General features: G+C 41.8%; 13 protein-coding genes. 5 read left to right on the top strand and 8 right to left on the bottom strand.

The features are described from left to right. Positions 1-18: 18 nt before the first annotated feature. Positions 19-2058: a protease Lon-related BREX system protein BrxL gene (brxL, locus tag ACZ5ZC_RS06205; protein ID WP_464931814.1), complete on the top strand. Its 2040-nt coding sequence runs from the start codon at positions 19-21 to the stop codon at positions 2056-2058. A gap of 176 nt (positions 2059-2234) precedes the next feature. On the opposite strand, the gene ACZ5ZC_RS06200 is transcribed toward brxL, so the two are convergent. Beyond that, complete coding sequence (locus ACZ5ZC_RS06200; RefSeq protein WP_464931501.1) at positions 2235-3341, bottom strand: hypothetical protein; 1107 nt, start codon at positions 3339-3341, stop codon at positions 2235-2237. 303 nt (positions 3342-3644) lie between these two features. Here ACZ5ZC_RS06200 and ACZ5ZC_RS06195 point away from each other — a divergent pair, with 303 nt between their 5' ends. Then, the gene (locus ACZ5ZC_RS06195; RefSeq protein WP_158155143.1) at positions 3645-3821 is read left to right on the top strand and encodes a DUF4113 domain-containing protein; all 177 of its coding nucleotides are present in this window, start codon (positions 3645-3647) and stop codon (positions 3819-3821) included. Here the strand turns inward: ACZ5ZC_RS06195 and ACZ5ZC_RS06190 are convergent. The 7 genes from ACZ5ZC_RS06190 to ACZ5ZC_RS06160 form a co-directional block, all read right to left on the bottom strand. Continuing rightward, positions 3786-4187 carry a hypothetical protein gene (locus ACZ5ZC_RS06190; RefSeq protein ID WP_054868358.1) on the bottom strand — a complete coding sequence of 134 codons (402 nt, stop codon included), beginning with the start codon at positions 4185-4187 and terminating at the stop codon, positions 3786-3788. The two genes, ACZ5ZC_RS06195 and ACZ5ZC_RS06190, sit on opposite strands and share 36 nt — an antisense overlap. Further along, positions 4184-4606 (bottom strand): ATP-binding protein, encoded by a 423-nt coding sequence (locus ACZ5ZC_RS06185; RefSeq protein ID WP_464931500.1) that lies wholly within the window; start codon positions 4604-4606, stop codon positions 4184-4186. The genes ACZ5ZC_RS06190 and ACZ5ZC_RS06185 overlap by 4 nt, the downstream gene beginning before the upstream one ends. Before the next feature lie 494 nt (positions 4607-5100). Then, a complete protein-coding gene (gene ltrA / locus ACZ5ZC_RS06180) occupies positions 5101-6573 on the bottom strand; it encodes a group II intron reverse transcriptase/maturase (RefSeq protein ID WP_031820039.1) in 1473 nt (490 codons plus the stop codon). Between the two features lie 804 nt (positions 6574-7377). Then, positions 7378-8451: a patatin-like phospholipase family protein gene (locus ACZ5ZC_RS06175; protein ID WP_464931499.1), complete on the bottom strand. Its 1074-nt coding sequence runs from the start codon at positions 8449-8451 to the stop codon at positions 7378-7380. Beyond that, positions 8448-9320 (bottom strand): diguanylate cyclase regulator RdcB family protein, encoded by an 873-nt coding sequence (locus tag ACZ5ZC_RS06170; protein WP_464931498.1) that lies wholly within the window; start codon positions 9318-9320, stop codon positions 8448-8450. The genes ACZ5ZC_RS06175 and ACZ5ZC_RS06170 overlap by 4 nt, the downstream gene beginning before the upstream one ends. Further along, the gene (locus ACZ5ZC_RS06165; RefSeq protein WP_140134971.1) at positions 9307-11715 is read right to left on the bottom strand and encodes a dynamin family protein; all 2409 of its coding nucleotides are present in this window, start codon (positions 11713-11715) and stop codon (positions 9307-9309) included. The genes ACZ5ZC_RS06170 and ACZ5ZC_RS06165 overlap by 14 nt, the downstream gene beginning before the upstream one ends. Positions 11716-12133: 418 nt before the next feature. Then, positions 12134-12766, bottom strand: a complete 633-nt coding sequence (locus ACZ5ZC_RS06160; protein WP_025612724.1) for a GGDEF domain-containing protein — start codon at positions 12764-12766, stop codon at positions 12134-12136. 335 nt (positions 12767-13101) lie between these two features. Here ACZ5ZC_RS06160 and ACZ5ZC_RS06155 point away from each other — a divergent pair, with 335 nt between their 5' ends. The 3 genes from ACZ5ZC_RS06155 (at position 13102) to ACZ5ZC_RS06145 (ending at position 15445) form a co-directional block, all read left to right on the top strand. After that, positions 13102-14067, top strand: coding sequence for a helix-turn-helix transcriptional regulator (locus tag ACZ5ZC_RS06155; protein WP_025576232.1), 966 nt, complete (start codon positions 13102-13104; stop codon positions 14065-14067). A gap of 125 nt (positions 14068-14192) precedes the next feature. Further along, positions 14193-15110, top strand: coding sequence for an ATP-binding protein (locus ACZ5ZC_RS06150; RefSeq protein WP_025576234.1), 918 nt, complete (start codon positions 14193-14195; stop codon positions 15108-15110). After that, positions 15107-15445, top strand: a complete 339-nt coding sequence (locus ACZ5ZC_RS06145) for a hypothetical protein (RefSeq protein ID WP_025576235.1) — start codon at positions 15107-15109, stop codon at positions 15443-15445. The genes ACZ5ZC_RS06150 and ACZ5ZC_RS06145 overlap by 4 nt, the downstream gene beginning before the upstream one ends. Positions 15446-15454 lie beyond the last annotated feature (9 nt).

Here is a 15454-nt window from a genome sequence, read left to right as displayed (position 1 = left end):
CCTAATCAGGCAGATGAAATCCAACATGTCAGAGATGTCGATCTGGATGAGTTGATGACGACTCAATTCAAAGGAAGAGTTGTACGTAAAGACCTGACCAAACAACTCAAGGAAGGAGCCAATGTTCCTGTCTATGTCCTCGAGTACCTGTTAGGGATGTATTGCTCGACTGATGATGATGAGTTGATAGAAGCTGGCTTAGGTCGAGTAAAACAAATTCTGACTGATAACTATGTTCGCCCAGACGAAGCTGAAAAGGTCAAATCACTGATCCGAGAAAAAGGCACACATAAAGTTATTGATAAAGTCACTGTAAAGCTTAATCAGAAAAAAGACGTATACGAGGCGAGCCTATCGAATTTAGGTATCAAGGACGCGGTGATCTCTGCCAATGTTGTTAAAGAGAATGAAAAGCTGCTGACAGGCGGTATTTGGTGCATCATTACTCTAAGCTACTTCTATGAGGAAGGCCAAAAAACGTCACCATTTTCTGTTGTTGGCTTAAAAGCAATTCAGATGCCTTCAATGAACATGCAAGAAGTGTTTGATGCTCGACGCGACTTCACTATGGATCAATGGCTAGATATGCTATTACGCTCAATTGGTATGGAACCTGCCAATCTGGAGCAGCGTGCTAAGTGGCATATCTTAGCCAGAATGATACCGTTCGTTGAAAATAACTATAACGTCTGCGAGCTAGGCCCTCGCGGTACAGGTAAGTCTCACGTTTATAAAGAATGTTCCCCAAACTCTTTATTGGTATCGGGCGGTCAAACCACCGTCGCTAACCTTTTCTATAACATGTCAAGCCGCCAAGTCGGTTTGGTTGGCATGTGGGATATTGTCGCTTTTGATGAAGTCGCAGGTATCCGATTTAAAGACAAAGATGGCGTGCAGATAATGAAAGACTACATGGCTTCAGGTTCATTTAGCCGTGGTCGTGATTCCATTGAAGCGAAGGCTTCAATGGTCTTTGTCGGTAATATTGATCAAAGTGTTGAAACGCTGGTTAAAACGAGTCATCTACTTGCCCCATTCCCTGCAGAGATGATTGACTCAGCGTTTTTTGACCGTTTCCACGCTTATATTCCTGGCTGGGAAATTCCTAAAATGCGCCCAGAGTTTTTCACAAACCGTTTTGGTTTAATCACTGATTACCTTGCTGAATTCATGCGCGAAATGCGCAAACATGCATTTGCTGATGCTATCGACAAATTCTTCAAGCTAGGAAACAATCTCAATCAGCGAGATGTTATCGCCGTTCGCCGTACTACATCTGGACTACTAAAACTTTTAGTGCCACATGGCGAGTACTCTAAAGAAGATGTACGGATTTGCTTAACCTATGCACTCGAGGTTCGCCGCCGAGTAAAAGAGCAGCTCAAAAAAATTGGGGGAATGGAGTTCTTCGATGTTAACTTCTCTTACATTGATAATGAAACGCTCGAAGAGTCCTTTGTCAACGTTCCAGAACAAGGCGGGTCTAAAATCATCCCTCCAGGTAGACCCAATGCGGGAGTCGTTCATTTCGTTAGCCCTGGCACTGCGGGTAAACTTGGTGTCTTCCGTATTGAAACTCAAAAAACAGCAGGTAACGGGAAACTAACGACATCAGGGCTTGGTTCGGATACAGAAGCAAAAGAGCAAGTCAAAGTCGGTTTCGAGTATTTCAAAGGAAACCTATCACGAATAGCGGCGAACAATCAGTATTCGGAACATGAGTTCCATTTGCATTTTGTTGACCTCCAGATGTCTGGTCATTCACATAGTTCTAGCCTAGCCGCTTTGATTGCTAACTGCTCAGCTCTACTTGGAAAGCCGATGCAAGAATCGATGGTGGTTTTGGGGTCGATGACCCTAGGAGGAGTATTGCATCCAGTTCAGGATTTAGCAGGTTCAATGCAAGTCGCTCTCGAAGCTGGTGCAAGCAAGATTCTTATTCCTATGGCATCTGCTACGGATATCCCGACAGTGCCAGCTGAAACATTTACTAAGTTTCAAGTTAGCTTTTACAGTGACCCTGTAGATGCTGTTTACAAGGCCCTCGGGGTTAGTTGATATTTGTTTATGAGATATTAAAGCGGCTTATGCCGCTTTAATATAATTATGCTGCTCAGTTTTTATCATTTCTTCGCTTGCACTGACTCACTGTCAACATCGGAATTGACCTGTTCATTAATGTAGGTATTTAATGGCAAGCCTTAAAAAATGCAACAAATCTCACAGCAACTATCCTACACCAATACCCTTGCACCTGGTACGTAACCGCCCGACTTAGCTATCCTACGTTTTAATTCGAGGTGGTTATCAATAGGTAGTCCACACCACTTTCTGACATCTTCAATGATAGAGAATAACTTCAGTGAATTGATGTTCTCGACTACGACTAACAAGTCATTCTCATCCACATCCGTTAGCCAGGTGAGTTCATTCATATGTACGGCCCCATCACCGTATTTTTCAGCATCTGGATAAGAACAAATCTGGTACTCATGAGAAAGATGAATCAGCAGGTGATAGTTCATGTCTTCACTTAGGTACAGTTCACATCGTACCGATTGCCATAAATCATGTTTGATGCATTTATTGTTTGGATAGCGACTGCCATCGCCAAAACGCTCGATAATCGGTTGATTAACAGGTTTGGGGTTGTTCGAGTTTTCGATTAGTAATACTTTCTCTCCTGTCATGACGACCTCTTCAACATCAACGACAGGATTTAGGTTAAAAGACTCCTCGGTAGCTAGTAAAAATGTCGGACATTGCTTAACAAGCATCCAAAGTTGGTATATCAAGTGGAAGACATCTTTATCTTCAACTAGCACAGAGCTGTTGGACACAGGCATCTTAAGACAGGAATCCTCATTCTGATTTTTTAACCAGTGATGATATCTTTGGAAGGTATCTTCTAAGTCATCATCGCGAATCATTTCATCTATATCTGACAAGCGAATAGTTTCAATGTAGTTACCATTCTCATCTTCTATTGGAATACACTTACTTAATAAATTGGCCTGATTTTCATGATCTTGGAAAAAGCGAATGAGTTCCCGCAAGTAGCGATTTTCCATTAACTCACCAAACGACGCGACAAAGGTGTCTACGCTGTTAAAGCATAAAGCATGCTCAAAACGTCCAGACTCACGACGCGGCGCTCCGCAAAAGTCGATAATTGATTGCCTTTCAGATGGCGACAAAAGTCTTTTGGCCGTTTTCATCTCACTTATGCGAGACTCTTCTATACAGAGTACATTTGACATATCTTTCTGCGTTTTACCCTGACTCTTAAAGTAGCTGATAGCGTGGTTTATCCACAATATGGTATCTCGTTTCTTGCTCATAAGTTCTCCTTAAGTATTGATTTATAGACTATAGAATACCCAATGAGATGTAATTACTTATTTATCGTAATTTATCGTAATAAATTACGAATCAAAAAATACAGAGCATTTTGCACTGGGAGGTAATACCTAAAACCGAGTTACAATGCTGGGCTTAACCTACTAAGCATCCTCTAAACTATCAGACCTGTTATTTCAAACGAAATAAGATTTTATAAAATTGGTATGGAACTGGTTGACTTAGTGGGTGAGCAACATGAGCAGTCGAACTCTTTAATCTGAATCACAATTGGTCCAAAATTAATGGATGTTTATGATACGTTAAACCAAAGATTTGGGTGTGTGGAACAAGGGGGAATCGCAGAAGTGCAAATGCGGCGTCAGATGTTAACGCCGCAATATACGACCCGCTGGGTCGATGAACCGAAGATCAGGTGTTCGCTATCACACACTCAACAAATCGATGTCAGGATACACTAGTCTATTGAGTTTCTTTTCAGCTTTACAATAAATCTGATCAGTAAATTTTTGCGTGTTGAGGATCTTTGCGTCCGCCGCTATCGCTTCATCGCGATACACGTTGATCAATTTCCACACGGTTTTACCACGTTCAACTTCAACGAAAGTTGCATGAGGTATGCCTCGGTATGAACTCGCAACTGCTGTATAAACTGTAATCAAGACTTGAATACCTACCTGATCCTTTTTTAATAGATAAGTATCTAAAGTCTGTTGTACTTCGTTGAGTATTTTATAGACGCCTTCGCTGGTTAATTCTCTAGCACTTGTACGCTTTTGCACTGACTCGAGTGCTTTGTCTAACCCATTGATTTTTATTAAACTCATTGTGACGCCTCCATTGCAGTTGAAGACATCAATGCAGGATTTAACTTCTCAAACTGTTTACTCATTCGAGTAATGACAGCATCAGGTACACCATGAATATTTTGGTATTTCCCATTTATCTCAATGACTTTGAATGATACATTCATCTCATCCGCAAGTGATTTGTAAAATGACATTTCCCAGTTTTTTACAAATGTGTTTGCAACCACGACGTCAAATCCTGCACGAAGTAAGCGCTTCGTTTCGAGTTGACACCATGCGTGAACATTTTTGATTAGTGCGGGGTCGTATTGGTAATTATCGTTTTTATCGATAAAAAATTGATCAGCTTCAACTAAGATAGCATCGAGAGTTTTTGCGTATGTAGACTTTCCAGAGCCTGGTAATCCACGCACAAGAGTAAGTGTTTGCTTGGCCATTTTGGCGTTTCCTTTTATTAAAAAATAATCTCCTCCTCTCACCGATAAGGTGATGAATTCTTTGATATTGTTTAATTTATTTAACTCAATCTTTATACAAATTGAGATAGAGAGTGTTCAAGTTTATTAAAACGTATAAAAATCTTTTCGTCAACAATTTATTTCATTTAAAACAAAGACTTATCATTTACTTTTAACGCTATTTATATCTAATAAAAACAAAGAATCGGTTTTACCCCTTATCGGGGGTAAACGACAGACTACCCTCTATCAGGGGTAAAGATGGTTTGTTGACTATGAATCAAACATTGATTGATAGACAGCGAAAGCAGCGCTGATTGAAAACATTTAGTACCACATTGGGTAAACATTTAGTACGGAACGTCGGATAGGCGACACCTGTTACCAGATGCCGCCCTCCTAAGAACCGTACGTGCAACTTTCACTGCATACGGCTCAAGCCTCCGCTAAGGCGTATTACGTTACCCAGCAACCTAGATAGCAGTTAAGGCAGGGTCAAACCAAGAGTGACGACTTTCCTTTTTCGGCTTCCTCTTTGCCAAGTAATCTTGGTAAAGCGGATCGAATGGGGTTGCTGCACTTCTAATTTTCACATGCCTTTTGATCGGCGTTTTCGCTATTTGAATTAGGTTGTAGTGACAGTCCATATTGGCGATTTTCTGCCAACCGTGAAATTGCCATCCACCACTTCTGTTCATGTAGTATTTTCGCCTTACCCAGTCTTTTGGTTTAGTGGGATGACGTCTAACCGCCCATCGCCACAGTAACCAGAAAATTTGATGACCGAGGTAACCGAAAGTGCGCTTTGCAACGCAGTGGCGATAATAGTTCGCCCAACCTTTCAGCTTAGGGTTCAGTAATCTAATGAGATCATTGACTGGCATTGTTGCGTGCTTCTTGATGAGTTCACGCAAGTTACCCAAGAAAGAGAGAACGTTGCTCTTACTCGGTTTGATGAGTAGTTTGCCTTTGTACTTCCTGAGGTTAAAGCCCAGAAAATCAAAGCCATCATCTATATGAGTAATGTGTGTTTTCTCTTCAGAGAGTGTCAACCCTCTTTCTTTTAGAAAATCAATCACCCTTGGTTTGACTTCGTTAACAAGAACATCTTTTGACGAGCCTGTTATCACAAAATCATCCGCATAACCGATAAAGTTAACTCGTTCTCCCGATTTCTTAGCGACTTCTTTCACGAGCTTTTCTAGGCCCGCAAGCGTCAGTAACATAAGCGTTGGAGAGATAATTCCTCCTTGCGGAGTTCCCTCCGACGTTCGGTAGAACAAGCCCTTATCGATATAGCCAGAGCCTAACCACTGCTTCAGCATCCTTTTGTCTATTTGAACATGTTCAAGTAGCCATTCATGCCCAATCTTGTCAAAGCAAGCTTTAATATCCCCCTCCAAAACCCAGCGACCTGAGCGCTTAAGACACAAGCATTTGAAGCATTGTGCTATTGCGTCAGCCGTACTGCGATTAGGGCGAAAACCGTAGCTATTTGGATCTGCTATCGTTTCCGATATCGGTTCCAAAGCGAGCAGATAAAGCGCTTGTTGCGCTCGGTCTATCATGCATGGAATGCCGAGGGGTCTAAGTTTGCCATTCTTTTTCGGGATGTAGATACGTCTGAGCGGTTTAGCTCGGTAGCCTTTGCGATTCAATTGGTCCACTGCGGTCATTCGACGGGCATCCGTATTCCAAATGACACCATCGATTCCTGGAGTGTTACTGCCTTTGTTTTGGGACACCCGCTTCACAGCAAGTAATTTCGCTGATCTGGAGTGGGTTAAGATCCACTGCAAAGCCTTCGCTTTACTGTGTTTTCCCTCTCGAGTTGCTTTTGCAATGCGCATTTGAAGCTTTAACACGTGCGACTCGACAGCTTTCCAATCGATGGATTGCCATTGAGTGCCATTAGGAGAGGCACTAACTTCTGATGAAGCCACCATTTGCGTTTCTCCTTGAATAAAGTTCTTCAAATCATCTTGCAACGGGAGACCAGTTAGAAGTCAGCTCGCTTTCGCGCCAGATATAAACCTGTATCCACTTCATTACAAAGCGGCCTTTGCTTTTTCTAACCTCCTTTACCTGCACACCTATCGGCAATCTTCGCAGACTGCTTTCCCAATGGGAGATATACAGGCTTACCCTGTTCCGTATGTCGCGCAAAATATCAGCTTAGATGCCCACTATAGTGCGGAGAGTACATCGATCACGAAAGAGTACTGTCCAACTTCTTTCCGACTCTCATTGCCATTTTGGCCACAGCGTATTAACCACTTCCGCTGCTTCATCATATAACGCGCCTTGCGTGGATTCACTTACGTTCATCATACTGACACCCTAGCACTTACCCGATTTGTGGTTATCAGGAAGAACGTCCTCTCACGATTCAGTTCCCACTCGGTCTAACAACCGAGTTTCGTTACATTGTCGGATCCGCTGCTTTATTCAGGATCCTAGGGTCATCTGGTGATACAGATGGTTCACTCTTATCGTGGTGAACAACGCTTCATACGACTTCAGGTCGCACGGACAGAAATGAGTTACTGCATTTGCTAATTTAGCAACAAATGAATTAGCCCAAGTATTGCAGTTTACCAATCATCGCACATTTGGGTGAACAGCTAGCTTCTGTGCTGCTGACCAAAGTCGTTAATCCAATACATTGAAATTAAAAGCCACTACAAATGTAATGGCTTAGAAGTTAACAGGTAAGGTTACAAATCACCTTTGGTGCTAACCCTGTTCGGTTAGCACCCGTTTGGCGTTTGCGATAGCTTCGACATGATATCGTCCAACTGATTATCGACAGACTTAGATTTACTCAGGCTTTCCTTGAGAGATGACTCTGAATCCCTAAGCTCAGCTTTTTCTACCAAAGGCTTTGAAATCCGTTCCATTGACCGTAGAGTGTCCTTATAGCCCTGCTCTATCCATGAGTCGATATTCTTTGGCTGGAAGCCAAGGAGGTCTTTTGCGCCACCAAACAGACCATCATTACGATTAATGGTTTCGTTTGGTCGCAGCTCAATGATCGTCGTGTCACCAAAGTTATACCTCGACCACAAGCTTCCGTCTGCCAGATGAGACACAATAACCACATCACAGCCAGCATCAATTAGTGGCTGAACAGGGGTATTTCCCTGATTGCGTGTCCATCCGCCGATACCCCCGTCCACATACTCTTCACCACCAATCATTTTGGGTTTAAAAAGAAGAGGTAAAGCAGCGGAGGCCAGCAGCGCTTCTTTCTGTTCTTCATCTGACAGGCTCTGGATATGGATATATTCTGAATCCTTACTCTCGGCAATGCCCAGTTCGGAGGTCACGCACTGTAGAAGATCCGTTAAAGCACCGTCACTCTTAAAGACTGAAGCGTATAACGGTAAGCCCGTCCTTAGCCTTTCAACATCAAGGCTATCGGCCATGATCTTTGTTAACGGCGCATCATCCAGTAGGCTTTCAGCAACCTTTAATGGCATTGGGATGTACTTTGCCCAGATTGGTTTCAAGTAAGGTGAATCGAGTAATTTCAATAGCCTTCCTGCATTCAACTGTAGGCCAGATGCAAGCAATAATTGAAGGTAAACAGCCTTATTGATTTTCAACGGGTTGTCTTGCGCTAGGTGACTCCATAGGGTATCCAGCTTCTGGTAAGCGCTCGTGACCGAAGCCTCACTGGCAACAATGGCACCGTTTAGAGCACCGATACTTGCCCCAGCAACCATATCTATTTCGATACCTTCCTTTGCCAATGCTTTAAGCACACCTACCTGATAAGCACCCAATGCGCCACCACCAGATAGAACTAGACCAACTTTCATGCGCCCTCCTGCCCAAAAACTTCTTCAGTTAAATAGTTGCCTAACTTGGTGGCCGAAATGATCCTTGGCATATACAAGGGGGCTTTCTCCCACTCCTGTGTAACAAAATACGTTGCAGGGTGTTTGTGTTCTAGGCACCAATCACCTAGAAACTCGACAGCTTCTTGCGTTTTTTTTGCGCTATGTTCGATCCATGTTTGAGAATCAATGCGCTCTTTGACCGTTGATCCACTATCGGCCGCCAATTGCTCAATCACCTTGTTTCTCAACAGTTCAAGGTAGTTGCTGCGTTCTTTGTCGTTAGCACTTCGAATGAAGTCACCAAAGCTTCCCCAGCGAAGTTCTTCGAGAGCAATGTAGCATCGAGTCGCAATAGGGAAGTCATGCCAATAACCTGTTCTCCACCGTGAGAATACCAAGTCCAATTGAGTGTTCGCTTTAACCTCCAGTTTTAGGTTAGCGATATCATTCTCAAGGACAGCCAGCCTATCAGAAGTAACGGCAGCCAGTGCCTTTAGCTTGGAGCGGGTTTCCATGTAATCACCAGCAAGGTGAGTCAAGTGCTCTGTTAACTTATCAACTCGCTGGTTAACCTGCTGGATAGCCAGATTGCTGTAAGCTATAGAATCTGTAAGCTCTGTGAGCCAGGACAAGGTTGATTCCAATCCTTCAGTTAAGGATTTGTTGATCTCGCCCTGACGTGCTTGATTTTTACCTGTAAGGCCGTTTAACAGTCGTGATGAAATGCTCTGTGAATCAAAGTTCTTCTGGTGGTCACGACTTACGTCCAAACCGTTCACCAGATCAACGATAGCTTTATCCTTGATGCAATCTATTTTATCAAACCACGAATTATCATTTTCTCGCATATGTTGTTCCATCATTTACCTCTAAATCAAGCTCATGAACTTGATCAGAAATTATTTCATTACGTTCCAAGTAATCACGCAATTGCTCAATCAACCGCGCCTTCTCTTGTGTGCTTAACGACTGATTCTGAATCGACACCTGAATGTTGGAAACAACTGAATCCAAGATTGTTCCGAAATCATCAAAGAAGGCATTAACCTCATGATCAACAGGTTCTTGTATCGACTTCTTGATAGTGTGGTCTATCGCCTTCATAAACGAAGTCACTTGCGCACGGGTCTTTTGATGGATCTTGGTAAGATCAATTTGGTAATACTCAACACTAACCTCATAGGATTCCCAACCCCAGTCATCCGTATTGAAAAAACTACAAACTTTGCCCCAGGCACCACTTTGTCGGCGGTGTCGCCTTTCAGAGCGAGATTTCTCTTCTAAGGCCGAGTCAAACATTGTTTGAACATCAAGAGAAAGTGAACGCTTACTGAAACTAGGCAGGTTCAGTGAAACGGTAAACCCTGCTTCTTTCAACTCACTTTCAATGCTGGCTTGAATAGGCTTTATGGACTCTTTGATGGCTTCGTTCAGTGCAGATTCAAGCTCAACAAAACAACGAGAGAAAATGTTCTCTAACTGCCCCTGACCATCTTTAAGGATGGCATTCGTAGAGGCTTCAATCTTTTTCAATAATGTCTTTGCGGAATTCCGATCAGGGAACTCAATCACCGTCTCATTAGGATTAAAGTCTTGCTGCCCTGTCTCAGCGACTTGGTGTTCCCAAGTTGTAAGTGCACTGATAACGTTCGAGAAGAGAGCGGGCAACCCAGGATTCTTCTCTTGAGGCTTTTTTGATTTGGCCTTGCCATGCCTTTGACGCTGCTGGTCCAGCTCCTGCTGCTTGCCTTCTTTGAAGTACTTGGTCACTTGGGTATCAATGCAATTCTGAATCTGAGTTGCAGAGTTCTTCGTTGCTTTAATGACTTCAACGATGGTGTTATTCGCATGAACTTTGATAGCCTTCTCGGCTTCATCAAGCTTTTCAATATCGGCTTGCAGGGCAGTCACGCTATTCTCAAGTGTGCTCAACTCTTTGCTTGCACCCTGACTCATAAACTCAAGCTCACGCTTGAAAGTCTGTGACAAGATCTTTGTCTTCTCTACAGCACTTTTAATAGAGAACTTGGCTGAATTCGTGTGTGCTGAATGCAGAACGTTTTTGATAGGGGATGAAAACTTCGAATCCTCCCATATCTCCAAAATTAGTTGGTTAACCTTATCAGCATCATCAATTGAATGCTTCCAACGTTTTCCGAAGGCTTCCTCACCAAAATCTTCGACCCACGGTGTAAAATTGTAATCTGGCAATTTACCGCAGGCGTTCATATGGCGCTTGGCAATATTAGCAAGGTACGCTTGGTTAGCTGAGATTGGGAAAACCGCGTCATCGTTAACACGGCCCTTCATCAACTGATCAACAATAAGCCTTTTGATCTCCTCTGGGGAGTCACCGTTACGCTTTTTGCCATCAATCTTATTGATAAACACGTAAAGGGGTAACTCTGTCGGAAGCTTTGAGACGAGTTCACGAACTTCACCATCAGCTTCAGAACCAATTTGAGTATAATCGACTACCGAAATGACAGCAGAGGCTTTGGATAGTTGCTCTTTGAGCATTGATGCTAAGTGTGGTTGGCCGCTTTCATTCGGCCCAGGCGTGTCGAGAATACTGATTTGGCCTTTAGATTCTTCAAGCCCTGCTAGATGCGTGAATTCAACTTCAATAAGCGGAACCTGATCAACATTCCCATACTCTTCAAACGGGAAGCGTGAACCCATTGCGCCTGAGAGGCGAACTAGGTCATTCAGCGATGAGAGATATTCAAAAATGGCTTCTTCACCTTCATAAATATCTTTATTAAAGCTCGTACCATTTTTAATTTCGACGATGAGTGCTTGAATTTCTTTGTAGCCTGCTACATCACCAGTAGGCTCTTCACCAGACTGGAACTTTTGTGCCAACTCAATACACAGGTTGGTAATTGGCTCTTGGTTTTGTGGGCGCAAAACAGGTTTGAGTAGACCTTTCGTGTGTCGGATCAGGGTAGGTAGGGCCGTCATGGGGCGGTTACGATAAGGTAGGACTTCTGTTCCCGCAATGGCGTTAATGGTAGTTGATTTTCCTGCCTTCATGGTACCGACAACAGCGATAACCATTTCATTGTTAGCGAGCTTGTTTTGTTCATTTTTCAAAATCGTTACATTGTTAGCCAGTTCCTTTTTGAATGCACTGTCATTTGGTAAAGGAATGCTATCCTCGATTCGACAGTTTAAATCCAAAGAAGCATCAACAAGCCGTAATGCTTCATCCGTTATTAGCTCAATTTTTTGTTCACTCATCGCAAATACTCTAATGTAGTAGCTGTCTTTCTAAGTTATTGTTCTATATGACGCATATCAACATAACAACCTAGAATTTAAAAGCAGATTTTTCAAAAAATATTAATGAGCACCTTTTCTAACGGGGATTGATTTGCGAATTTCAGAGAGAAAATGAGTTTCCCCAGCCTGAAGGGCTGATATGAGGAAGTATTGGGCAATTTTCAGGTTAGATTGAATACCACTTTGCTGCGCAAACTCGAAAAGGGGCAAAAATTTGTCAGGTTTTTCTGACACATCCTTGACGTTTTTTAAGTAACAAAGTACGAATTGTGATGAAGCGATCAATATTCGTATGTGTTAACTCTTAACTTACCCATGTAGTTCCTAGTCCATATTCGTTGTTTACTCATAGAGTTCCTAGTTTTTGGATGGTTCGTTAACGAATGCGACCACCTTTCTTTTGATACATATCGAGGTCAACCAAACTGATTAATTGGTTCGATGTTAATCTCTCATCGCCTTTCATGTTGTAAACATAACTTCCAGTAGTGACGGTGATGGAAAGTGATGAACGAGCAAGTGGTAGTCGTTGTTTTGCGAGTGTTTCGTGCAGTTGTTTACACCAAACATTGATTTCTTGATGTGTTGCATTGGGTAGCACCGCAAGGAATTCGTCGCCGCCATAACGTGAGATAGATTCGTAAGGCTTCTGAATATTCTTGAGTGCACTACCCACATAAGACAAAACTTCATCCCCGACCACATGTCCTTCTGTATCGTTGATTATTTTAAGATGATCGACATCTATAAAGACTAGCCCTAGTGAGTTCAATTGTTCATTTTTTAAAGACATTTCTAAGTATGTCATCCCGTACTCACGAGTTTCAACTTTAGTTAAGCAGTCCGTTCGAATCTGATTTTCTAAAGAGTACACCTTATCCTTGAGCTTCTTATTTTCTACTTCTAAGAAACGTATCTGATTGATTAGATCCTGCCATGTCGCTTTACTAATTGTGCTGATATCAAGGGGTTCAGCAGAGACATTCTTATCACACGTATTAACAGACATTATGCACTCCAATGTTAAAAGTGTCCTTAATAGAAGTGATCTTAAATTCAAGTACGACATTATGTGTCACATAGAGCAAGGGGTTTTCTGTGCGTTAGAAATGGCTCTATCACTCAAAGTGATTGTTTTTTAAGCGGTTTGGTGCGACACAATTTGACATACAACACGTTATAGTCAATTTGTTAGGTATACGACTGCTTGTTTCTTAACTAAAGGTTGCATATTGAGGTATAAGGAGTTCATTAAAAGGTATGACATGACAATATGAAATATCATTTCTTTTCAGTTGTATCAAATAAAGACATCATTTTTTGAAAAATTAGGTAAGACTAAGTATGGCCAAACGAACGAGCACTCACGAGTCTCTTGTTGTAGCGTTTGAGTTGCTAAAGCGGATACCAAAATCACATCAAGTTACGGCACGAGAGCTTCACCAGCAATTAGAGCATATTGGTATAGAGAGGGAACTCCGTACAATTCAGCGGAATTTAGAACTGCTTTGTGAACACTTTGACATCATTCGTGATGAAAGAAGTAAACCATATGGGTATCGTTGGAACAAAGAAGCTGGGGGGATGACGCTACCTAAGCTGTCAGCACAAGAGGCATTGCTTTTAAACCTAGCAGAAGAGTATTTGATTAAGCTCTTACCAGTTAACATAACAGCGTCACTTGATGGTTTTTTTCAAGAGGCCAAATACAAACTCAACCCAACGAGTGGAAACTCTAGAGAAAGAGAGTGGCTAAAAAAGGTGAGAGTAGTGAGTGAAACTCAACCACTATTGCCACCCAAAATTGCCACAAAGGTATTTTCCGCAATTAGCGAAGCTCTATATCACGATCGTTTGCTCAATATTGATTATTACAATACTAAACAAGTTCAAAAGTCTGCATTGGTGATGCCGTTAGGTTTGGCTCAGCAAGGCCAACGAATGTACTTAGTTTGTCGATTTGATGGCTATGACAACGAACGGAGCATCGCAGTTCATCGGGTAAGTAAAGCCTCTGTTTCATCTTTCGGTTTTGAACGCCCAAAAGAGTTTAAGCTAAGCCAGTATGATGCTGATGGAAGGTTTGGTTTTGGCGAAGGACAGAAGATCTCCCTAGAACTTGAAGTTAAAAATGAGTTAGCGTTGCTTCTTTCGGAAACACCAATCTCGACAGACCAAAACATTACCCAACAGGGGGACATATACAAAATTTCAGCAACTGTGGTTGACTCAAAGCTATTAGTTCAATGGCTCTCTGGGTTTGGTGACTTAGTTATAACACAACGCATAAATAGAAACTTTGAAGGTTAAATGAGCTGGAGATAAGCGGATAAAAATTTATTTAAAAAAGTTTTACACGTGTAAAAACACTTTGAAATCAATCAGTAGGTACAGTAAATTGTACCCATCAAACTATTAGAATGAATCAATATCATATGCCTATAGTCCAATCAAGCGCTGTCAGTAAACCAGCTCCAGTGACAAAGAACAAAGATCTTTTTGTTACGCCAGTTACTCCAAAGTTTTCATTTAATGATTTGATTCTTAGCGAAAAAATTGAGAGTCAAATCTATGATTTGTTATCTTCTAGAGAGAACCAAGACAAAATATTCAGTGATTGGGGTTTCAATCAAACCCACAAACACCAGAGTAAAATTGCTTTAAATCTATATGGTGCACCTGGTACAGGAAAAACCATGGCAGCTCACGCCATAGCTAATCAGCTAGGACAAAATATTATCGAAGTAAATTACGCTGATATTGAGTCCAAGTACGTCGGTGATACGCCTAAAAATTTACAAAAAGTATTTGAAGCTGCGACCCAGACAAATAGCGTTCTTTTTTTTGATGAAGCAGATGCTATGTTGAGTAGACGTGTTACTAACATGTCAAATTCAACGGACACAAGTGTCAATCAAACTAGATCTGTACTTTTAGTTCTTCTAAACAACTTCACGGGAACTATTATCTTTGCCACTAATTTTATATCCAATTATGATCCTGCCTTTATGAGAAGAATACTTGGGCATGTTCATTTCACTCTTCCTGATCAGAAAGAGCGAGAAAAAATTTGGTCTAGGTTGACACCTAAGAACTTTCCTAACTCTCTCGATTTCACAAAAATTGCTAAAGACTATTCAGGGGTATCAGGCAGCGACATTTCAAATGCAATACTTAAAGCTGCATTTCGAACAGCTAAAGAGAACTTAAGTAGTGCACCACACCGCTACTTTGAAGATTCCATTAATCAAATAATTAAGAGTAAAGAGGATAACTCTGTTATATCTATGACTAGTAGAAAAGTCACAGAGGAATATGCTTTAAAACAATTAAACAACGAGGTTGAAAAATGATTCCTTTTGTATTACTTGCTGGCGCAGCAATCATGGGTATAGGCGCAGTGGCAACATTCTGGAGTGACATTAAAGAGTGGATTGTACGTGGCGCAAAAAAAGTAGCAGAAGTTGTACGTGGCGTAGTGTTTGGCGTTCGTGTTTTTGTAAAGAAAATGCGAGATGCATTCAAAGAAATATCTCGACATTACAGTAAAGACCGACAAGGTAATTGGGAAGAAACTACTGTTACAAGAAAAGTATCACCTAGTGAAGTTCCACAAGAAATCCTTGACATGGCAAATGCTATGTCTGAAACAGATATCACCAGTAAACTAGAACTAGAATTAAGCTAATTAAGGAAA

The sequence above is a fragment of the Vibrio sp. JCM 18905 genome (assembly GCF_055393305.1).
Note: the sequence above shows the minus strand (reverse complement) of the source record. Positions and strands in the feature narration are given on the sequence as shown.

Excerpts from the sequence above, each read along its gene's own strand:
- ACZ5ZC_RS06200 (WP_464931501.1), bottom strand. The coding sequence starts at position 3,341 with ATGAGCAAGAAACGAGATACCATATTGTGGATAAACCACGCTATCAGC.
- ACZ5ZC_RS06195 (WP_158155143.1), top strand. The coding sequence starts at position 3,645 with ATGGATGTTTATGATACGTTAAACCAAAGATTTGGGTGTGTGGAACAA.
- ACZ5ZC_RS06190 (WP_054868358.1), bottom strand. The coding sequence starts at position 4,187 with ATGAGTTTAATAAAAATCAATGGGTTAGACAAAGCACTCGAGTCAGTG.
- ACZ5ZC_RS06185 (WP_464931500.1), bottom strand. The coding sequence starts at position 4,606 with ATGGCCAAGCAAACACTTACTCTTGTGCGTGGATTACCAGGCTCTGGA.
- ltrA (WP_031820039.1), bottom strand. The coding sequence starts at position 6,573 with ATGGTGGCTTCATCAGAAGTTAGTGCCTCTCCTAATGGCACTCAATGG.
- ACZ5ZC_RS06175 (WP_464931499.1), bottom strand. The coding sequence starts at position 8,451 with ATGAAAGTTGGTCTAGTTCTATCTGGTGGTGGCGCATTGGGTGCTTAT.
- ACZ5ZC_RS06170 (WP_464931498.1), bottom strand. The coding sequence starts at position 9,320 with ATGCGAGAAAATGATAATTCGTGGTTTGATAAAATAGATTGCATCAAG.
- ACZ5ZC_RS06165 (WP_140134971.1), bottom strand. The coding sequence starts at position 11,715 with ATGAGTGAACAAAAAATTGAGCTAATAACGGATGAAGCATTACGGCTT.
- ACZ5ZC_RS06160 (WP_025612724.1), bottom strand. The coding sequence starts at position 12,766 with ATGTCTGTTAATACGTGTGATAAGAATGTCTCTGCTGAACCCCTTGAT.
- ACZ5ZC_RS06155 (WP_025576232.1), top strand. The coding sequence starts at position 13,102 with ATGGCCAAACGAACGAGCACTCACGAGTCTCTTGTTGTAGCGTTTGAG.
- ACZ5ZC_RS06150 (WP_025576234.1), top strand. The coding sequence starts at position 14,193 with ATGCCTATAGTCCAATCAAGCGCTGTCAGTAAACCAGCTCCAGTGACA.
- ACZ5ZC_RS06145 (WP_025576235.1), top strand. The coding sequence starts at position 15,107 with ATGATTCCTTTTGTATTACTTGCTGGCGCAGCAATCATGGGTATAGGC.